Origin of the sequence: Peribacillus sp. V2I11, from assembly GCF_030817135.1 — a bacterium.
Classification (GTDB): domain Bacteria; phylum Bacillota; class Bacilli; order Bacillales; family DSM-1321; genus Peribacillus; species Peribacillus simplex.
Genome location: NZ_JAUSYW010000001.1, coordinates 2,244,005 through 2,264,888, shown reverse-complemented (window position 1 = coordinate 2,264,888; position 20,884 = coordinate 2,244,005). Strand labels below are relative to the sequence as shown.

15 protein-coding genes, 9 tRNA genes and 3 rRNA genes are annotated in these 20,884 nt (G+C 44.4%); all 27 read left to right on the top strand.

Annotated elements, in window-relative coordinates:
• The first annotated feature begins 175 nt into the window (after positions 1-175).
• The 27 genes from QFZ73_RS10910 to QFZ73_RS10780 all read left to right on the top strand — a co-directional run bounded on the left by QFZ73_RS10910 (position 176) and on the right by QFZ73_RS10780 (position 20,789).
• The gene (locus QFZ73_RS10910) at positions 176-913 is read left to right on the top strand and encodes a VWA domain-containing protein (RefSeq protein WP_063235926.1); all 738 of its coding nucleotides are present in this window, start codon (positions 176-178) and stop codon (positions 911-913) included.
• Positions 879-1,877: a protein kinase domain-containing protein gene (locus tag QFZ73_RS10905; RefSeq protein ID WP_307265947.1), complete on the top strand. Its 999-nt coding sequence runs from the start codon at positions 879-881 to the stop codon at positions 1,875-1,877. The genes QFZ73_RS10910 and QFZ73_RS10905 overlap by 35 nt, the downstream gene beginning before the upstream one ends.
• A 93-nt stretch (positions 1,878-1,970) precedes the next feature.
• Positions 1,971-3,365 carry a tRNA lysidine(34) synthetase TilS gene (gene tilS, locus QFZ73_RS10900; protein ID WP_307265945.1) on the top strand — a complete coding sequence of 465 codons (1,395 nt, stop codon included), beginning with the start codon at positions 1,971-1,973 and terminating at the stop codon, positions 3,363-3,365.
• Positions 3,366-3,410: 45 nt separating this feature from the next.
• Positions 3,411-3,938 (top strand): hypoxanthine phosphoribosyltransferase, encoded by a 528-nt coding sequence (gene hpt / locus QFZ73_RS10895; RefSeq protein ID WP_307265943.1) that lies wholly within the window; start codon positions 3,411-3,413, stop codon positions 3,936-3,938.
• Between the two features lie 117 nt (positions 3,939-4,055).
• On the top strand, positions 4,056-6,116 hold the full coding sequence (ftsH, locus tag QFZ73_RS10890) for an ATP-dependent zinc metalloprotease FtsH (RefSeq protein ID WP_251436649.1): 2,061 nt from the start codon (positions 4,056-4,058) through the stop codon (positions 6,114-6,116).
• A gap of 167 nt (positions 6,117-6,283) precedes the next feature.
• Positions 6,284-7,063, top strand: a complete 780-nt coding sequence (locus QFZ73_RS10885) for a type III pantothenate kinase (protein WP_251436646.1) — start codon at positions 6,284-6,286, stop codon at positions 7,061-7,063.
• 26 nt (positions 7,064-7,089) lie between these two features.
• On the top strand, positions 7,090-7,971 hold the full coding sequence (gene hslO / locus QFZ73_RS10880; protein WP_251436644.1) for an Hsp33 family molecular chaperone HslO: 882 nt from the start codon (positions 7,090-7,092) through the stop codon (positions 7,969-7,971).
• An 18-nt stretch (positions 7,972-7,989) separates the two neighbouring features.
• A complete protein-coding gene (locus tag QFZ73_RS10875; RefSeq protein WP_307265938.1) occupies positions 7,990-8,886 on the top strand; it encodes a peptidyl-prolyl cis-trans isomerase in 897 nt (298 codons plus the stop codon).
• Positions 8,887-9,015: 129 nt separating this feature from the next.
• Positions 9,016-9,942: a cysteine synthase A gene (cysK, locus tag QFZ73_RS10870; protein WP_251436639.1), complete on the top strand. Its 927-nt coding sequence runs from the start codon at positions 9,016-9,018 to the stop codon at positions 9,940-9,942.
• Between the two features lie 163 nt (positions 9,943-10,105).
• A complete protein-coding gene (gene folP / locus QFZ73_RS10865; protein WP_307265936.1) occupies positions 10,106-10,942 on the top strand; it encodes a dihydropteroate synthase in 837 nt (278 codons plus the stop codon).
• Between the two features lies 1 nt (position 10,943).
• Positions 10,944-11,303, top strand: a complete 360-nt coding sequence (folB, locus tag QFZ73_RS10860; protein ID WP_251436634.1) for a dihydroneopterin aldolase — start codon at positions 10,944-10,946, stop codon at positions 11,301-11,303.
• Between the two features lie 2 nt (positions 11,304-11,305).
• Positions 11,306-11,833: a 2-amino-4-hydroxy-6-hydroxymethyldihydropteridine diphosphokinase gene (gene folK / locus QFZ73_RS10855; protein WP_251436632.1), complete on the top strand. Its 528-nt coding sequence runs from the start codon at positions 11,306-11,308 to the stop codon at positions 11,831-11,833.
• The gene (locus QFZ73_RS10850; protein WP_251436630.1) at positions 11,785-11,997 is read left to right on the top strand and encodes a helix-turn-helix domain-containing protein; all 213 of its coding nucleotides are present in this window, start codon (positions 11,785-11,787) and stop codon (positions 11,995-11,997) included. Before folK ends, QFZ73_RS10850 begins: the two co-directional genes overlap by 49 nt.
• 23 nt (positions 11,998-12,020) lie before the next feature.
• Positions 12,021-13,019, top strand: a complete 999-nt coding sequence (gene dusB / locus QFZ73_RS10845) for a tRNA dihydrouridine synthase DusB (RefSeq protein ID WP_251436628.1) — start codon at positions 12,021-12,023, stop codon at positions 13,017-13,019.
• 188 nt (positions 13,020-13,207) lie between these two features.
• Entirely contained in the window at positions 13,208-14,707 is a 1,500-nt protein-coding gene (gene lysS / locus QFZ73_RS10840) for a lysine--tRNA ligase (protein ID WP_285847385.1), read from the top strand.
• Between the two features lie 423 nt (positions 14,708-15,130).
• A 16S ribosomal RNA gene (locus QFZ73_RS10835) occupies positions 15,131-16,681 on the top strand.
• 176 nt (positions 16,682-16,857) lie between these two features.
• Positions 16,858-19,790, top strand: a 23S ribosomal RNA gene (locus tag QFZ73_RS10830).
• Positions 19,791-19,853: 63 nt separating this feature from the next.
• Positions 19,854-19,969 (top strand): 5S ribosomal RNA (gene rrf, locus QFZ73_RS10825).
• The 16S, 23S and 5S rRNA genes sit together here with 9 tRNA genes alongside, the layout of an rRNA operon.
• Before the next feature lie 10 nt (positions 19,970-19,979).
• A tRNA-Val gene (locus QFZ73_RS10820) sits at positions 19,980-20,055 on the top strand.
• An 11-nt stretch (positions 20,056-20,066) separates the two neighbouring features.
• A tRNA-Thr gene (locus tag QFZ73_RS10815) sits at positions 20,067-20,142 on the top strand.
• 42 nt (positions 20,143-20,184) lie between these two features.
• Positions 20,185-20,260 (top strand) — tRNA-Lys (locus QFZ73_RS10810).
• A 9-nt stretch (positions 20,261-20,269) separates the two neighbouring features.
• A tRNA-Leu gene (locus tag QFZ73_RS10805) sits at positions 20,270-20,351 on the top strand.
• Positions 20,352-20,356: 5 nt separating this feature from the next.
• Positions 20,357-20,431: transfer RNA gene (locus QFZ73_RS10800), tRNA-Gly, on the top strand.
• Between the two features lie 12 nt (positions 20,432-20,443).
• Positions 20,444-20,532: transfer RNA gene (locus QFZ73_RS10795), tRNA-Leu, on the top strand.
• Positions 20,533-20,541: 9 nt separating this feature from the next.
• Positions 20,542-20,618: transfer RNA gene (locus tag QFZ73_RS10790), tRNA-Arg, on the top strand.
• Between the two features lie 8 nt (positions 20,619-20,626).
• Positions 20,627-20,703 (top strand) — tRNA-Pro (locus QFZ73_RS10785).
• Positions 20,704-20,713: 10 nt separating this feature from the next.
• A tRNA-Ala gene (locus QFZ73_RS10780) sits at positions 20,714-20,789 on the top strand.
• The last annotated feature ends 95 nt before the right edge of the window (positions 20,790-20,884 follow it).

Here is a 20,884-nt window from a genome sequence, read left to right as displayed (position 1 = left end):
AAAATAAATAAAATCAAAAATGAGGTGGTGAAATGGAAGACGGATAAAGGGTAAAGAGATGAACTCTTTTCAATCACTCCCCTCCATGATATGACTTGATGCGATGTCTTTGGCGTATAATTTCCCCCTTTTTAGTCAATTATGGTAACAAATTGATAGGAAGGGAGAGCAAAACATGAAGGCAGGAACATTAAGACAGATTTTGCTTATAACCGACGGATGTTCAAATCATGGTGAGGAGCCGTCTGCCATGGCTGAATTAGCAAGGGAGCAAGGCATAACCATCAATGTCATAGGTGTCATGGAAAATGATGTGATAGATGAAAAGGGTCTTAAGGAAATCGAGAAGATTGCTGGTTCAGGAGGTGGCGTAAGTCAAATAGTCTATGCCCAGCAGTTATCCCAAACTGTCCAAATGGTGACCCAAAAGGCAATGACTCAAACTATACAGGGAGTTATCAATCGCGAACTTCAACAAATACTTGGAGATTCAAAAACGATGGAGGATCTTCCGCCGGATAAACGAGGGGAAGTGATGGAGGTGGTCGATGAGCTTGGGGAAACAAGCAAGCTCGAAGTGCTGATTCTTGTTGATACCAGTGCAAGCATGAAACATAAACTGCCTACAGTAAAAGATTCCTTATTAGATCTTTCCCTTAGTATGAATGCAAGAATGGGTGACAGTCGTTTTTCCGTATTCGTATTTCCTGGGAAAAGAAATGATGTTGAAAAGTTGCTGGATTGGACCCCGAACCTTGAAGCCTTGACGGCAACTTTTCCTAAGCTTAGTACAGGGGGACTCACTCCGACAGGTCCAGCCATTCGTGAAGCTTTAACATATTTCAATAAAAAACGTTCATTGAGGGGATTGTTATCACATGATGATGAACAATACTTTGAGGAATCAATGTAAACTCCTGCCTGGCAGTTTGGTCACTGGAAAATGGAATAAAAATCAGTACAAAATAATTAAGGAATTGGGGTGTGGAGCGAACGGGATCGTCTATTTGGTTGAAAGCGAAAATGGTCATTATGCTTTAAAGCTCAGTGATAATGGGACGTCCATTATTTCGGAGATGAATATACTAAAATCCTTCTCAAAGGTCCAGGGGTCTACCCTTGGACCTTCCTTTTTGGAAGCGGATGATTTCATGAAAACAGGAAAACAGCTCCCATTTTATGTCATGGAATATATCCACGGACACGATTTTTTGCGTTTCATCGATAAGAAAGGATCATCTTGGATTGGGGTCTTAATGCTTCAGCTTTTAACCAGTTTGTCTGCCTTGCATACCAATGGCTGGGTGTTCGGGGATTTAAAACCTGAGAATTTGATCGTGACTTCACCAGCCTATAAGGTGCGGTGCGTGGATGTTGGCGGAACCACCTTAATTGGGCGATCTGTTAAAGAATTCACCGAGTTCTTTGACAGAGGTTACTGGGGACTTGGATCAAGAAAGGCCGATCCGCAATATGACTTGTTCGCTGTGGCGATGATTATAATCAATTCTGCCTATCCTGGACGCTTCCACAAGAAAGGGGAAGGGTATAGACAGCTTAACGACTTGATTAAGCAGAAAAAGGAATTGCACCCATATAGAAAGATGTTGGATAAAGCACTCCAAGGGCAGTATGATTCTGCCCTTCAAATGCGGGAGGATTTGGTCACGGTGCTAAGTAAGCAAAACCACTCGAAGAAAAAGGGCCCGATTCAGGCAGCGACGGGTCAGCCACAAACAATGCAGCCTTCAACGAGGCAAGCAAGAAGGTCCCAGAACCATTCAAATAAGAAAAGTGGCGGGTTTTTTGAAACTTTCTTGCTGGTTGCCATCATATCGATGCTCTATGTTCTTTACATATATGAACAGTTGTTATGATATAGTTATTAGGTGAATGCCATGGAATAGTTGAAACCATTTCATGTTTGAATCGTATAATACTAATACCTGTCCATAAAGAAGGAAGATTGTATGTTAAAGGAAAAAGTCCTGAGCACCATTTATAGAAACGAATTGATTGAGGAAAACTCGAAGTTGCTAATAGGCGTTTCCGGAGGACCGGACTCGTTGGTGCTTCTCCATATCCTTAAGGAAATTCAATCTCTTTTTCATTACGAGATGACCGTTGCAAGTGTTGACCATATGTTCCGTGGTGAAGAATCCTATGAGGATTATAAATATGTCGAGCATATATGTGAACGGTGGGGCATTGCATTTGAGGGAAAAAGGATCGATGTTCCTGCCCGGATGGAGCAGACGGGGGAAAGTTCACAAATAACGTCAAGAAAGTTGCGTTTTGCTTTCTATGAAGAAATGATGGATAAGCATCATGCCTCTACACTTGTCCTGGGGCATCATGGAGATGATCAAATTGAAACGATGCTCATGCGTTTAACAAGAGGGGCGACAGGTAAGGCAAGAGCAGGCATTCCTATAAAGAGACGTTTCCATACCGGGAATCTGATCAGGCCTTTTCTTGAAATCACGAAAAGCCAAATAATCGAATATGCGGGCCTTCATAATATTGAACCAAGGTATGATCCGAGCAATGAAACGGGTGTCTATGCAAGAAATCGTTTTAGACATGTAGTTCTTCCATTTTTAAAGAAAGAAAATAGAAAGGTTCATGAGCATTTTCAACGATTCAGTGAAGAGCTTTATGAAGATGAAGAGTTTTTCTTGAACCTGGTTTCAAGCAAAATGTCAGAGGTTTGGATCCAACAGGATAAGGAACAAGCGGTTATTCAGATTGATAAGGTTCTCGCGATGCCTAAACCTTTACAAAGAAGGGCGATTCAACTAATATTAAACTATCTTTATTTGGAGAGACCTTCATCGCTTTCGGCATTACATATTGACCAACTTTTAGTTTTGTTTTTGAATCCTCAACCATCTGCAGAATTGCATCTTCCGGAGGGCCTTATTGCGGAAAAATCATATCAAACTTGCACTTTTAGATTTTTTCGGCAAAAAAGCCATGAATATTCCCTTAAATTACAAATTCCCGGTGAGACTATTCTTCCGAATGGATATAAGATTAAAGCGCACTATATAAAAGAAGAAATTCCGGTACTTAGAGGAAATCACTCTTTTATTCTTCCCGAATCAGCTGTTCAGTTTCCTCTTACAGTCCGAACCAGGAATGAAGGCGAACGGATGGCGGTCAAGGGATTAGGTGGAACTAAAAAGTTGAAGGATATTTTTATTAATGAAAAGATCCCGATGCTAGAAAGAAATGTGTGGCCGGTCATCATCGATCAAACGGGAACGGCCATTTGGCTACCTGGTTTAAAGAAATCGAATGTGGAGCCGGATATAATTTCTGATGAAAAATCTTTAATCTACTTAGAATATAAAAAAGCTTAATTCTTCATGGGGGGCAATTAATTACAATGACCATGCAAAACGACATTGGAAAAGGTTTTAATAACAGAGGAAGAACTTCAAAAAAAAATCAGGGAATTGGGTGCGCAGCTTGAAGCTGATTACCAAGGTAAGTTCCCGTTGGCCATCGGAGTGCTGAAAGGCGCCATGCCATTTATGTCAGATTTACTGAAACGTGTGGATACACATCTTGAAATGGACTTTATGGATGTTTCAAGCTATGGTAACTCCACTGTATCTTCCGGTGAAGTGAAAATCATCAAAGATCTTGATACATCAGTTGAAGGCCGGGATATTTTAATCATCGAAGATATTATCGACAGCGGTTTAACTCTTAGCTATCTTGCGGAACTTTTCCGTTATCGAAAAGCAAAATCAATTAAAATCGTTACCTTATTGGATAAACCAACAGGCAGGAAAGCGGATATCACTCCGGACTATGCCGGATTCATCGTTCCGGATGCATTTGTTGTCGGATATGGTCTAGATTTTGCGGAAAAGTATCGTAATCTCCCGTATATTGGCATATTGAAGCCTGAAATTTACTCGAATTAATCGTACCTGTTTGAAAGAGAAGACCAGATAAAAACAGCGGTGTTAAATTATTGTAATTCATTAATTTTGTATGATAGTATTTACTATAGTTTGTTTACCCGTGGGAGGAGGTAAGGGATGAATCGGATCTTCCGTAATACCATATTTTATTTACTGATCTTTTTGGTCATCATTGGGATTGTAAGCATTTTTAATAATAACAATGAACCAAACGTAAAATTGACCCAAGATGAATTCTATAAGCATTTGGAGAGTGGGGACGTTACATCACTTACGATGCAGCCCGAAAGCAGTGTTTTTGAAATCACAGGAAAGCTCAAAGGTTATGAGGAAAACAAATTCTTTGTGACGTACGTGCCTTTCAGTGAGTATTCGCAAAGCCGGATCAATGATGCCGTAACCAAGCTGGATAAAGACATCATCACTGTCGAACCTCCAGAAAAGACAAGTGGCTGGGTGACATTTTTCACTTCCATCATTCCATTTGTAATCATTTTTATCCTCTTCTTCTTTTTACTTAACCAAGCTCAGGGCGGCGGCGGTGGCCGCGTCATGAACTTCGGGAAAAGTAAGGCGAAATTGTATAATGATGATAAGAAAAAAGTACGCTTCAATGATGTTGCCGGAGCGGACGAAGAAAAGCAGGAACTTGTCGAGGTCGTTGAATTCTTGAAAGATCCTCGCAAATATGCCGAGCTTGGAGCCCGTATTCCTAAAGGGGTACTTTTAGTTGGGCCTCCTGGTACAGGTAAAACTTTACTTGCGCGAGCAGTAGCTGGTGAAGCCGGAACTCCTTTCTTCTCAATCAGTGGTTCTGATTTTGTTGAAATGTTTGTGGGTGTCGGTGCATCCCGTGTTCGTGATTTGTTTGAAAATGCAAAGAAGAATGCACCATGTATCATCTTTATCGATGAAATTGATGCAGTCGGACGTCAACGTGGCGCAGGTCTTGGTGGCGGTCACGATGAACGTGAACAGACATTGAACCAACTACTGGTGGAAATGGATGGTTTCGGTGGTAATGAAGGAATCATAATCATTGCTGCGACTAACCGTGCTGATGTATTGGATCCGGCATTATTGCGTCCAGGACGTTTTGACCGTCAAATAACGGTAGGCCGCCCTGATGTTAAGGGCCGTGAAGAAGTGCTGAAAGTGCATGCGCGTAATAAACCTTTAGCAGAAACAGTCGATTTGAAAGCGATCGCTCAGCGTACTCCAGGATTTTCTGGTGCAGATCTTGAAAACTTACTGAATGAAGCGGCGCTTGTTGCTGCCCGTCAAGATAAGAAGAAGATCGACATGTCCGATTTGGATGAAGCTTCGGATCGCGTTATCGCTGGACCTGCCAAGAAAAACCGTGTCATTTCCAAAAAGGAAAGAAATATCGTAGCGTGGCATGAAGCGGGCCATACCATTATTGGATTGGTTCTGGATGATGCCGAAGTCGTTCATAAAGTTACGATTGTCCCTCGTGGTCAAGCTGGGGGTTATGCAGTTATGCTGCCGAAAGAAGATCGTTTCTTCATGACGGAACCTGAGCTTAAAGATAAAATCGTAGGACTATTGGGTGGCCGTGTATCCGAAGAAGTTACATTCGGAGAAGTGAGTACCGGTGCGCATAACGACTTCCAGCGTGCAACGGGCATAGCTCGAAGCATGGTTATGGAATATGGCATGAGTAAGCTCGGACCACTTCAATTCGGTAATTCCCAAGGTCAGGTCTTCCTAGGCCGCGATTTCAACAATGATCAAAACTATTCAGATGCAATAGCATATGAAATCGATCTTGAAATTCAACGTATCATCAGGGAAGCTTACGAAAGATGTAAGACGATTCTTACTGAAAATCGTGAAAAACTTGATTTGGTTGCAAAAACCTTGCTTGAAGTGGAAACACTTGATGCTGAACAAATCAAAAGTTTATTCCATAATGGTAAATTGCCTGATCGGGATTATACGGCTCTGAATGGGAATTTGACCACTGATGAGAATGTCAAGGTGAACATCAATACGAAGAAGGAAGAAAAAGAGGCCCTATTAGATCCATTGGATAAGAGAGGACCTGAGGACCTTGAAATAACGGAGGAAGGATTGAATACTCCTCCAATTAAGGAAGGTGCACCTCAAGACCAGCCGCTTTCCTTCCCGAACGAAGATGACAATAAAAAGTCTTAAATTGATTAAATTCAAAAGGGTATTTCCGCCTCGGAAATACCCTTTTCTTAACCCTTGAATTAATTGTGATGAAGTTTCTGGGATACCTTTCGAAAAGTGCGACTAATAGCGTGGGAAATAACAGTGTGGTATGATGTTGGAGAATAATTTACCGGAGTGATGAAACGATGATTTTTGTATTGGATGTTGGTAATACGAATACTGTATTAGGCGTATACGATGAAGATATTTTAAAATATCATTGGCGAATTGAGACTAACCGTCACAAGACAGAAGATGAGTATGGAATGGTCATAAAGTCTTTGCTGCAACATGAAGGTCTTTCGTTTGATCAATTTGATGGAATCATTATTTCTTCGGTAGTTCCGCCAATTATGTTTGCGCTTGAACGCATGTGCAAAAAATACTTTGGAATTAAACCGCTTATAGTCGGACCTGGAATAAAAACTGGATTGAATATTAAATACGAAAATCCCCGTGAGGTGGGAGCGGACCGAATCGTTAATGCTGTTGCAGGCATTCATGAATATGGAAGCCCTCTCATTATCGTGGATTTTGGCACGGCAACGACATATTGCTACATAAATGAGGATAAACAATACATGGGCGGGGCCATTGCTCCGGGTATAAACATTTCTACTGAAGCACTTTATTCAAAGGCAGCCAAACTTCCAAGAATAGAAATCAGCCGGCCTGAAGGGATTATTGGGAAAAATACGGTATCCGCCATGCAGGCTGGTATTTTGTATGGATATGTTGGACAGGTAGAAGGAATCGTTAATCGAATTAAGGCGCAAAGTAATATAGAACCAACGGTAATAGCGACAGGTGGACTGGCTACCTTAATTGCTAATGAGTCTACTGTGATTGACGTTGTGGAGCCATTTTTGACCTTGAAGGGGTTGCAGCTGATTTATAAACGTAATCGTGAGCAAGTGAAGAAGTAATACACAGCATGGAAGGAGCAAAATAAATGAAGGATTATCTGATAAAGGCGTTAGGCTATGAAGGACAGGTTCGGGCATATGCTGTTTCAACAACAGACACCGTAGGAGAAGCTCAACGACGCCATTATACATGGCCTACTGCTTCAGCTGCCCTTGGACGGGCTATGACGGCAGGCGTTATGATGGGTGGAATGTTAAAAGGTGAAGAAAAGCTGACGATTAAAATCGAGGGAGGTGGACCGATTGGTTCCATCCTGGTCGACAGCAATGCAAAGGGAGAAGTCCGCGGATATGTCACACACCCGCAAACCCACTTTGATTTGAATGAGCAAGGAAAGCTGGATGTAAGGAAAGCGGTAGGCACCGATGGATTGTTGACTGTTGTCAAAGATATTGGTCTTCGTGATTACTTTTCAGGGCAAGTACCGATTGTATCGGGAGAATTGGGTGAAGATTTCACTTATTACTTTGTTACTTCCGAACAGGTGCCTTCATCTGTGGGAGTTGGGGTTCTGGTGAATCCGGATAATTCAATCCTTGCAGCGGGTGGATTTATCATTCAGTTGTTGCCAGGTGCATCCGAAGATACGATTTCCAAAATCGAAAATCGACTAAGCACGATAACTCCTGTTTCCAAGATGATTCAAAGTGGCATGACTCCCGAAGAAATCCTAACCGAAATTTTAGGTGAGGGCAATGTGAATATACTGGAAAAAATGGATGTCCAATTCTCCTGTCAATGTTCTAGGGAAAGAATTGCGAATGCATTGATTAGCCTAGGGAAAGCTGAGATTCGGGATATCATTGAGACAGAGGGACAAGCGGAGGCGCAATGTCATTTTTGTAATCAGACCTACCAATTCTCGAAGGAAGAACTCGAGGAACTAGAAGCAGAAACCAAAAAATAATATACGGGGGATAAGGGTTTGCCAAAACAAAAGCTTCGGGCGATTATTGCTGGCCTTGCCTTGTTGAACCTATTGACTATCATTATCTTTGTCATAAAACCAATAATCATTTCTAAAACCGTCATTGGGGAAGAAACGGCCGCAAAGGTTGGATCCAAGGATATTTCCCGGGACGCATGGATGACTGAGCTCGAAAAAAGATATGGGGAAGATGTACTTGAGGAAATGGTCGATAAAGAGGTAGTGAAACAGGCAGCTGAAAAATACAAAGTGAAAACTTCGGATGAAGAGCTTGATCGGGAACTTAAAATGATGAAAACGATGTATGGGACTGCCGGTCAGAACCTTAATAAAAGTAACGATCAACTGAGGCAGGAAATTCAGTCGAGTCTCCTCCTCGAGAAGCTCCTCACCAAGGACGTTTCGGTTTCCGAAACAGCAATGCGGAATCATTATGATGATAATAAGGATATTTACAGAATCCCTACTGCTTTCCATATTTCCCATATTACCTCGTCTACAAAAAAGCAGGCAGACCAAATCATACGTGAACTGGAGAAAGGTGTCTCCTTTGATGTCTTAGCGATGGAAAAGTCCCTTGATGAATTCACTGCCAATCAAGGAGGCGACATGGGTTTTATATCAGAGGATAACGAGCAAGTCTCCAAGGAATACATTACCGCTGCCGAGAAAATGAAGGTAAAGAAGTGGAGTGATGCAATCCAAACGGAAGATGGCTGGGCCGTTCTCTATCTGCATGAAAGGATAGAAGGCAAGCAGTATGAATACGAAGAAGTTAAAGACAAGATTCACCGCCAAATAGCTCTTGAACAGATTCAGGCACCGGTCTCAGGGGAAATTTTCTGGGACGAATTTGATGTAGAATGGTTTTATGGATTAAAAGAACAAAAGTAGGTCAATGGTTGTGTGAGAAAATTTAGAATATAGTATATAATCATTGACAATGAACTATTAAAACTGGTAACTTTAAATTAATAAAACCAATAAACATACTCGGTATTGAAATGATAAGGAGTGGAGAAAATGGCACGTATAGCTAATTCTGTAATCGATTTAATTGGACAAACGCCTATTGTGAAGTTAAACAAGCTTCAAAATGAAAACAGTGCAGATATTTATTTGAAACTTGAGTATTTTAACCCGGGCAGTAGTGTAAAAGACCGTATCGCCCTTGCGATGATCGAAGCGGCAGAAAAAAATGGTAACCTCAAGCCAGGTGATACGATCATTGAGCCTACAAGCGGAAATACTGGAATAGGACTAGCGATGGTAGCTGCGGCTAAGGGTTATAAATCAATTCTGGTCATGCCGGAGACGATGAGCTTGGAACGCCGTAACTTGCTTCGCGCTTATGGCGCAGAGTTAGTTCTTACTCCTGGACCTGAAGGGATGAAGGGTGCAATCGCAAAGGCGACTGAGCTGTCCAAAGAAAAAGGTTACTTCATTCCACAGCAATTCGAGAATGAAGCCAATCCTGAAGTTCATCGGAACACTACAGGCCCTGAAATCGTTGAAGCTTTTGGTGATGAAGGTCTTGATGCATTCGTTGCCGGAATCGGTACTGGCGGAACCATAACAGGTGCTGGTGAAGTCCTGCGTGAAAAATACCCTGACATTAAAATTTATGCTGTTGAGCCTGCGGACTCTCCGGTATTATCAGGTGGGACTCCAGGACCTCATAAAATCCAAGGAATCGGTGCAGGCTTCGTTCCAAGTATTTTGAATACAGATCTCTATGACGAAATCATTCAGGTCAATACAGAGGAATCATTTGATTATGCCCGCCGCGCAGCAAAAGAGGAAGGAATCCTCGGTGGAATTTCTTCTGGAGGCGCAATAGCGGCTGCCATTAAAGTGGCTGACAAACTGGGAAAAGGCAAAAAGGTACTTGCTATCATTCCAAGTAATGGTGAACGTTACTTAAGTACACCATTATATAATTTTGAGTAAGACCAGACACTAAAAATGAGAAGCGAAGTTCCTCAGGGGCTTTGCTTTTCTTTTTGTAGTAAAGTCTGCAGAAGTGTTTCAAATCTTAATGGAGCTTGCACTATGCCTATGTAAATGGGTACACTCGTATATATAGATTTCTTTAGGTGAAGGAGAACGTTGGATGTCATTAGCTGGAGCGTCAAAAATAAAATGCGGTTCATTTGATTTGGATTACAGCAATAAAACCTTAATTATGGGGATTTTGAATGTTACGCCGGACTCCTTTTCGGATGGCGGGAAATATAGTCGGATAGATGCTGCTTTGAAGCATGCCGAACGGATGGTCAACGACGGAGCGGATATATTGGATGTAGGCGGAGAGTCCACCCGTCCTAACTATGAGAGAATATCGGATGAAGAGGAAATAGAAAGAGTAGCCCCGATTATTGACGCCATATCCCGTAATATCGAGGTTCCAATATCGGTTGATACGTATAAATCAAGAGTAGCGGAAGAGGCGGTAAAAGCGGGAGCCCATATATTAAATGACATTTGGGGGGGAAAAGCCGATTCCTTGATGTCAAAGGTTGCTGCGGAATATAAGGTGCCGATTATTTTGATGCATAACAGGGATAATATGGGTTATGGACATTTTGTCCGGGATGTACTTCAAGATTTATTCGAAAGCATCAAGTTGGTAAAGGATGCGGGAGTCAAGGATGAAAACATCATTCTCGATCCAGGAATTGGCTTTGCTAAAGATTTAAAGTTGAATTTGGAAATGATGAGGAATCTTGATAAGCTGGTATCATTAGGTTATCCCGTACTGCTAGCCACATCAAGAAAGTCCATGATTGGACATGTTCTGGACCTGCCGCCTAGTGAGCGGATGGAAGGAACAGCCGCCACAATCTGCCATGGCATTCAACAAGGCTGTCAAATGGTTCGTGTACATGATGTGAAGGAAATGGCACGGACTGCAAAGATGATGGATGCTCTATTAGGAAAAGGTGAATGAAATGGATAAGATATATGTGAATAAAATGGAGTTTTACGGTTATCATGGAGTTTTTCCGGAAGAAACGAAGCTTGGTCAGCGGTTTAAAGTGGATTTAATCGTCCAGACTGATTTAGCCAAGGCAGGGAAAAGTGACAACCTTGAAGACTCAATCAACTATGGCGAGTTATATGAAGTGTGTAAAAGTGTTGTTGAGGGAGAACCTTTTAAGTTAGTGGAAGCTGTAGCTGAAAAAATTGCCTCTGAACTACTTGATAAATATTCTTCCATCGAGACATGCACCGTGAAGGTTTATAAACCAGATCCTCCAATAGCAGGTCACTATGATTCGGTTGCTATAGAGATTGTAAGGGGACGCTGATTGTGGTAAATATTGCTTACCTTTCAATAGGTTCGAACTTAGGGAATCGCCTTGAAACATTCCAAAGGGCTTTCCAATTATTGTCTGAAAATCCGCATATCAAATTGGTGACATGCTCTTCTTTATATGAAACGGACCCGATAGGATATGAAGACCAGGACTGTTTTTTAAATGCTGTCCTTAAAGTGAAAACCGATTTAGAACCCGAAAGATTACTTCACGCTTGTATGAAAATTGAACAGGATTTAGGGAGAAAAAGGGAAATTAGGTGGGGTCCCCGTACTTTAGACCTTGACATTTTGTTATATAATCATGAAAATATTGAGACAGAGATTCTTTCAGTCCCGCACCCTCGTATGCACGAGAGGGCTTTTGTTATCGTGCCTTTAATGGAAGTGGACCCTGATATATCACTTCCGCAAATGCTTGCACCTTTGAGCGACCTGCTTGAACAGATTTCGGATAAAGAAGGAGTTCGATTATGGAAGGTGAAAAATGGGGAAGGCGTATTCGCGCTTTTCGAAAGTTAAAGGGTTATACCCAGGAAGGGTTTGCGAGAGAAATAGGTGTTTCCGTTTCATTGCTGGGAGAAGTCGAACGAGGGAACCGCACCCCTTCAGAGGCATTTTTACTGGAAGTGGCGGAAATTCTTCATGTTTCCATTGAGGAGCTTCAGCCGCCTGAGGATAAATGAAAGAATGTTTTAGGAGGTCCAACGTGTTAAAAATAGGCGATATAGAAATGAAGAATCCCGTAGTGCTGGCGCCGATGGCGGGAGTCTGCAACTCGGCATTCCGCTTGACCGTCAAGGAATTTGGTGCTGGTCTTGTTTGTGCGGAGATGGTCAGTGACAAGGGAATCGTTATTCAAAATGCTAAAACGATGAATATGCTTTATATAGATGAAAGAGAAAAACCGTTAAGTTTGCAAATCTTTGGAGGAGAAAAGAAAACTTTGGTCGAAGCTGCACAATTTGTAGATAAAAATACAAATGCTGACATCATTGATATCAACATGGGCTGCCCTGTACCTAAAATCACCAAATGTGATGCGGGTGCGAAGTGGCTTCTCGATCCAAACAAAATTTATGAGATGGTCTCAGCGGTGGTTGATGCTGTTGAAAAGCCGGTAACGGTGAAAATGCGCATTGGCTGGGATGATGAGCATGTTTTTGCGATTCAGAACGCTCAGGCTGTTGAACGCGCAGGCGGTAAAGCCGTTTCCATGCATGGCAGGACACGAGTTCAAATGTATGAAGGAAAAGCTAACTGGGACATCATCCGTGAAGTGAAGAAGTCAATTAATATTCCCCTTATCGGTAACGGTGATGTGGAAACTCCACAGGATGCGGAAAGAATGCTGAAGGAAACGGGTGTTGATGGAGTCATGATCGGCCGTGCAGCTTTAGGTAACCCGTGGATGATTTACCGGACTGTAAAATATCTGGAAACCGGTCAACTGATGGATGAGCCTTCAGTTCGTGAAAAGATGGACGTTTGCGTGCTTCATATGGATCGTCTGATTGCGTTGAAAAATGAAAATGTAGCTGTTCGTGAAATGCGTAAGCATGCTTCTTGGTATTTAAAGGGTGTTAAAGGGAATGCTCAAGCTCGCAAAGGAATTAATGAATGTGAAACAAGGGAAGATGTTGTAAAGCTTCTTTATGGACTTGTGGATGATATCGAAGCTAAGCAACAAAATATCCAAATGGTCTGATGTTTGACATTACCTTCCTATTTACCTATAATACGCTTATCTTAAACTGCCAGTAATCCTGGCAGTTTTTATATGTACATAAACAATGTTTTATGATAAAAAGCTGTTGAATTCCTTTACTTTATGTAAGAATAAATATGTATGCAAAAGAGTTTCTGATTAATTATATAAGGCTTTTATTAATAAAGATGGAGATGATTTTCGTGAGTCATGAAGAATTGAATGACCAACTGCAGGTAAGGCGCGATAAAATGCAGGCCATGATGGATAATGGACAAGACCCTTTCGGGAGCAGATTCGAGCGCACACATAACACTCAGGAGCTAATCAGTGCTTATGGTGAATTAGAAAAGGAAGATCTTGAAGAAAAAGAAATTGAAGTTACGATCGCTGGCCGTGTCATGACGAAGCGTGGAAAAGGGAAAGCGGGATTTGCCCATATCCAGGATATTAGCGGTCAAATCCAAATCTACGTCCGTTTGGATAACATAGGTGAAGATTCTTACCAAATTTTCAACCAAACGGATCTTGGCGATATCGTAGGGGTAACTGGCGTTATTTTCAAAACGAAAGTCGGGGAACTTTCCATTAAAGCTAAAGAATATGTGTTCCTTGCTAAAGCGCTTCGCCCGTTGCCTGATAAATTTCATGGCCTAAAGGATGTTGAAGAGCGTTATCGGAAACGTTATGTCGATTTAATTACAAATGAGGAAAGCAAAAACACGTTGATCATGCGCAGTCGTATTGTACAAGCCATGAGACGGTATTTGGACGATCATGGATACCTTGAAGTGGAGACGCCTCTATTGCATTCTGTTGCCGGTGGAGCTGCTGCACGTCCTTTCCTTACTCACCATAATGCCTTGGATATGCCTTTGAATTTAAGGATTGCCATTGAACTTCATCTGAAACGCTTAATCGTTGGCGGGTTGGAGAAAGTTTATGAAATTGGCCGGGTTTTCAGAAATGAAGGAGTATCAACAAGACATAATCCTGAATTCACATTGATCGAATTATACGAGGCTTATGCGGATTACCAAGATATCATGAGTTTAACGGAAAACCTGATTGCCCATATAGCTCAAGAAGTCCTGGGTACGACTACCATCCAGTATGGGGAGTATGAGATAGAGTTGAAACCGGAATGGAAACGACTTCACATGGTTGACGCTGTAAAAGAATATACTGGTGTGGACTTCTGGACTCAAATGAGTAAAGAAGAAGCCCAACAGCTTGCTAAAGATAATGGGATTGAAGTTAAGGAATCCATGGAGTTCGGCCATATCGTAAATGAATTCTTTGAACAAAAGGTGGAAGATAAGTTAATTCAACCTACATTCATCTATGGACATCCAGTGGAAATCTCTCCTTTAGCAAAGAAAAATCCGGAAGATTCCCGTTTCACAGATCGATTTGAGTTATTCATTGTAGGTAGGGAGCATGCAAATGCCTTCACGGAACTTAATGATCCTATTGATCAACGTCAACGCTTTGAAGCTCAATTAAAAGAACGAGAGCAAGGTAATGACGAAGCTCATGAAATGGATGAAGATTTCTTGGAGGCGTTAGAATACGGAATGCCGCCTACTGGCGGACTGGGAATTGGTGTTGACCGTTTGGTTATGCTATTGACCAATTCTCCTTCTATACGTGACGTCCTGTTATTCCCTTTAATGAGACATCGCTAATATAGGCAAAATGAGTTTTGATTGCAGGGCCGAATTCGGATGGCTGGGATCATTGGGCGTAGCTCCTGATCCTGGTAGGTCCAATTCGGTTTTTGTTTTTTAATTATAATTTCATGTCTTTTAATAGATTGGATTTTAGGGTTTGAAAGAAAAACAACATTATCTCAAAAAAACTTTATAAAAGGTATTGCGCAGTTAACTTAATGGTGTTATATTTATATCTGTCGTTACGAACGAGTTGCAAACAGATTACAAACTTTAAAAAGTTTTAAAAAACTTGTTGACTCAGAGTAATGAAAATGTTATTATAAATAAGCTGTTCCGAAAGACATTGCTCTTTGAAAACTGAACAAAACAAAGCGCCAACGTTAAATTTTAAGTGAGCACACACTATCAAAAAAGCAAATGAGCAAGTCAAACATTTCTCCGGAGAGTTTGATCCTGGCTCAGGACGAACGCTGGCGGCGTGCCTAATACATGCAAGTCGAGCGAATCGATGGGAGCTTGCTCCCTGAGATTAGCGGCGGACGGGTGAGTAACACGTGGGCAACCTGCCTATAAGACTGGGATAACTTCGGGAAACCGGAGCTAATACCGGATACGTTCTTTTCTCGCATGAGAGAAGATGGAAAGACGGTTTACGCTGTCACTTATAGATGGGCCCGCGGCGCATTAGCTAGTTGGTGAGGTAATGGCTCACCAAGGCGACGATGCGTAGCCGACCTGAGAGGGTGATCGGCCACACTGGGACTGAGACACGGCCCAGACTCCTACGGGAGGCAGCAGTAGGGAATCTTCCGCAATGGACGAAAGTCTGACGGAGCAACGCCGCGTGAACGAAGAAGGCCTTCGGGTCGTAAAGTTCTGTTGTTAGGGAAGAACAAGTACCAGAGTAACTGCTGGTACCTTGACGGTACCTAACCAGAAAGCCACGGCTAACTACGTGCCAGCAGCCGCGGTAATACGTAGGTGGCAAGCGTTGTCCGGAATTATTGGGCGTAAAGCGCGCGCAGGTGGTTCCTTAAGTCTGATGTGAAAGCCCACGGCTCAACCGTGGAGGGTCATTGGAAACTGGGGAACTTGAGTGCAGAAGAGGAAAGTGGAATTCCAAGTGTAGCGGTGAAATGCGTAGAGATTTGGAGGAACACCAGTGGCGAAGGCGACTTTCTGGTCTGTAACTGACACTGAGGCGCGAAAGCGTGGGGAGCAAACAGGATTAGATACCCTGGTAGTCCACGCCGTAAACGATGAGTGCTAAGTGTTAGAGGGTTTCCGCCCTTTAGTGCTGCAGCTAACGCATTAAGCACTCCGCCTGGGGAGTACGGCCGCAAGGCTGAAACTCAAAGGAATTGACGGGGGCCCGCACAAGCGGTGGAGCATGTGGTTTAATTCGAAGCAACGCGAAGAACCTTACCAGGTCTTGACATCCTCTGACAACCCTAGAGATAGGGCTTTCCCCTTCGGGGGACAGAGTGACAGGTGGTGCATGGTTGTCGTCAGCTCGTGTCGTGAGATGTTGGGTTAAGTCCCGCAACGAGCGCAACCCTTGATCTTAGTTGCCAGCATTCAGTTGGGCACTCTAAGGTGACTGCCGGTGACAAACCGGAGGAAGGTGGGGATGACGTCAAATCATCATGCCCCTTATGACCTGGGCTACACACGTGCTACAATGGATGGTACAAAGGGCTGCAAACCTGTGAAGGTAAGCGAATCCCATAAAGCCATTCTCAGTTCGGATTGTAGGCTGCAACTCGCCTACATGAAGCCGGAATCGCTAGTAATCGCGGATCAGCATGCCGCGGTGAATACGTTCCCGGGCCTTGTACACACCGCCCGTCACACCACGAGAGTTTGTAACACCCGAAGTCGGTGAGGTAACCTTCATGGAGCCAGCCGCCTAAGGTGGGACAGATGATTGGGGTGAAGTCGTAACAAGGTAGCCGTATCGGAAGGTGCGGCTGGATCACCTCCTTTCTAAGGATAATTACGAGAGCGCTTTTGTTTTGTTCAGTTTTGAATGAGTGATTCATTCAAATAGGAAAGACAAACATCACGATGTGATGGATTCTTTCTGCTTTGTTCCTTGAAAACTAGATAATAGATAGAAGGCAATTAATTTTTTTCAAAGCATCTGTAAGATCTTTTTTAACGGTTAAGTTAGAAAGGGCGCACGGTGGATGCCTTGGCACTAGGAGCCGATGAAGGACGGGACTAACACCGATATGCTTCGGGGAGCTGTAAGTAAGCTTTGATCCGGAGATTTCCGAATGGGGAAACCCACTGTTCGTAATGGAACAGTATCTTTACCTGAATACATAGGGTACTGAAGGCAGACCCGGGGAACTGAAACATCTAAGTACCCGGAGGAAGAGAAAGCAAATGCGATTTCCTGAGTAGCGGCGAGCGAAACGGAATTAGCCCAAACCAAGAGGCTTGCCTCTTGGGGTTGTAGGACACTCAACATGGAGTTACAAAGGAACGGGGTAAATGAAGCGATCTGGAAAGGTCCGTCAAAGAAGGTAAAAACCCTGTAGTTGAAACTTCGTTCCCTCCTGAGTGGATCCTGAGTACGGCGGGACACGAGAAATCCCGTCGGAAGCAGGGAGGACCATCTCCCAAGGCTAAATACTCCCTAGTGACCGATAGTGAACCAGTACCGTGAGGGAAAGGTGAAAAGCACCCCGGAAGGGGAGTGAAATAGATCCTGAAACCGTGTGCCTACAAGTAGTCAAAGCCCGTTAATGGGTAATGGCGTGCCTTTTGTAGAATGAACCGGCGAGTTACGATTTCATGCGAGGTTAAGTTGATGAGACGGAGCCGCAGCGAAAGCGAGTCTGAATAGGGCGAATGAGTATGAGGTCGTAGACCCGAAACCAGGTGATCTACCCATGTCCAGGGTGAAGTTCAGGTAACACTGAATGGAGGCCCGAACCCACGCACGTTGAAAAGTGCGGGGATGAGGTGTGGGTAGCGGAGAAATTCCAATCGAACCTGGAGATAGCTGGTTCTCTCCGAAATAGCTTTAGGGCTAGCCTCAAGATGAGAGTATTGGAGGTAGAGCACTGATTGGACTAGGGGCCCCCAACGGGTTACCGAATTCAGTCAAACTCCGAATGCCAAATACTTATTCTTGGGAGTCAGACTGCGAGTGATAAGATCCGTAGTCGAAAGGGAAACAGCCCAGACCACCAGCTAAGGTCCCAAAGTATACGTTAAGTGGAAAAGGATGTGGAGTTGCTTAGACAACCAGGATGTTGGCTCAGAAGCAGCCACCATTTAAAGAGTGCGTAATAGCTCACTGGTCGAGTGACTCCGCGCCGAAAATGTACCGGGGCTAAACGTATCACCGAAGCTGTGGATTGACACCATTAGGTGTCGATGGTAGGAGAGCGTTCTAAGGGCGTTGAAGTCAGACCGGAAGGACTGGTGGAGCGCTTAGAAGTGAGAATGCCGGTATGAGTAGCGAAAGAAGGGTGAGAATCCCTTCCACCGAATGCCTAAGGTTTCCTGAGGAAGGCTCGTCCGCTCAGGGTTAGTCGGGACCTAAGCCGAGGCCGAAAGGCGTAGGCGATGGACAACAGGTTGATATTCCTGTACCACCTATACATCGTTTGAACGATGGGGGGACGCAGAAGGATAGGGTAAGCGCGCTGTTGGATATGCGCGTCCAAGCAGTTAGGCCGGAAACGAGGCAAATCCCGTTTCCATTAAGGCGGAGCTGTGATGGCGAGGGAAATATAGTACCGAAGTTCCTGATTCCACGCTGCCAAGAAAAGCCTCTAGTGAGATGTAAGGTGCCCGTACCGCAAACCGACACAGGTAGGCGAGGAGAGAATCCTAAGGTGTGCGAGAGAACTCTCGTTAAGGAACTCGGCAAAATGACCCCGTAACTTCGGGAGAAGGGGTGCTTTTTAGGGTGAATAGCCCAGAAAAGCCGCAGTGAATAGGCCCAGGCGACTGTTTAGCAAAAACACAGGTCTCTGCGAAGCCGCAAGGCGAAGTATAGGGGCTGACACCTGCCCGGTGCTGGAAGGTTAAGGGGAGAGGTTAGCGCAAGCGAAGCTTTGAACCGAAGCCCCAGTAAACGGCGGCCGTAACTATAACGGTCCTAAGGTAGCGAAATTCCTTGTCGGGTAAGTTCCGACCCGCACGAAAGGTGTAACGATCTGGGCACTGTCTCAACGAGAGACTCGGTGAAATTATAGTACCTGTGAAGATGCAGGTTACCCGCGACAGGACGGAAAGACCCCGTGGAGCTTTACTGCAGCCTGATATTGAATTTTGGTACAGCTTGTACAGGATAGGTAGGAGCCTGAGAAGCCGGAGCGCTAGCTTCGGTGGAGGCGTTGGTGGGATACTACCCTGGCTGTATTGAAATTCTAACCCGCGCCCCTCATCGGGGTGGGAGACAGTGTCAGGTGGGCAGTTTGACTGGGGCGGTCGCCTCCTAAAGAGTAACGGAGGCGCCCAAAGGTTCCCTCAGAATGGTTGGAAATCATTCGTAGAGTGTAAAGGCACAAGGGAGCTTGACTGCGAGACCTACAAGTCGAGCAGGGACGAAAGTCGGGCTTAGTGATCCGGTGGTTCCGCATGGAAGGGCCATCGCTCAACGGATAAAAGCTACCCCGGGGATAACAGGCTTATCTCCCCCAAGAGTCCACATCGACGGGGAGGTTTGGCACCTCGATGTCGGCTCATCGCATCCTGGGGCTGTAGTCGGTCCCAAGGGTTGGGCTGTTCGCCCATTAAAGCGGTACGCGAGCTGGGTTCAGAACGTCGTGAGACAGTTCGGTCCCTATCCGTCGCGGGCGCAGGAAATTTGAGAGGAGCTGTCCTTAGTACGAGAGGACCGGGATGGACGCACCGCTGGTGTACCAGTTGTCTTGCCAAAGGCATAGCTGGGTAGCTACGTGCGGACGGGATAAGTGCTGAAAGCATCTAAGCATGAAGCCCCCCTCAAGATGAGATTTCCCATGGCGCAAGCTAGTAAGATCCCTGAAAGATGATCAGGTTGATAGGTCAGAGGTGGAAGCGTGGCGACATGTGGAGCTGACTGATACTAATAGATCGAGGACTTAACCAACGCTTTAAAAAAATGAAATACCTTCTTATTATCTAGTTTTGAAGGAACGACGTTCCTGATATGTTTGGTGGCGATAGCGAAGAGGTCACACCCGTTCCCATTCCGAACACGGCAGTTAAGCTCTTCAGCGCCGATGGTAGTTGGGGGTTTCCCCCTGTGAGAGTAGGACGCCGCCAAGCAGTTATATATGGAGGATTAGCTCAGCTGGGAGAGCATCTGCCTTACAAGCAGAGGGTCGGCGGTTCGATCCCGTCATCCTCCACCATTTTTACACTTGCCGGTGTAGCTCAACTGGTAGAGCAACTGACTTGTAATCAGTAGGTTGGGGGTTCAAGTCCTCTTGCCGGCACCATTTTCATACAAGCTTGATATAGCATATATAAATAGTTTATATGAGCCATTAGCTCAGTTGGTAGAGCATCTGACTTTTAATCAGAGGGTCGAAGGTTCGAATCCTTCATGGCTCACCATTATATTATGCGGGTGTGGCGGAATTGGCAGACGCACCAGACTTAGGATCTGGCGCCGCAAGGCGTGGGGGTTCAAGTCCCTTCACCCGCATGTTTGCGGAAGTAGTTCAGTGGTAGAATACAACCTTGCCAAGGTTGGGGTCGCGGGTTCGAATCCCGTCTTCCGCTCCACTATTTATTTATGCCGGGGTGGCGGAACTGGCAGACGCACAGGACTTAAAATCCTGCGGTAGGTGACTACCGTACCGGTTCGATTCCGGTCCTCGGCACCATCTTAATATGCGCCCGTAGCTCAATTGGATAGAGCATCTGACTACGAATCAGAAGGTTGTAGGTTCGACTCCCGCCGGGCGCACCATATTTTTTCGGGAAGTAGCTCAGCTTGGTAGAGCACTTGGTTTGGGACCAAGGGGTCGCAGGTTCGAATCCTGTCTTCCCGACCATGATTATTTTGGGGCCTTAGCTCAGCTGGGAGAGCGCCTGCCTTGCACGCAGGAGGTCAGCGGTTCGATCCCGCTAGGCTCCACCAAAAAAACTTGACAAGCCCATTTGGATTTGTTATGATATGAAAGTTGATTCTTTTAGAAGAGTCAAATTGCTCTTTGAAAACTGAACAAAACAAAG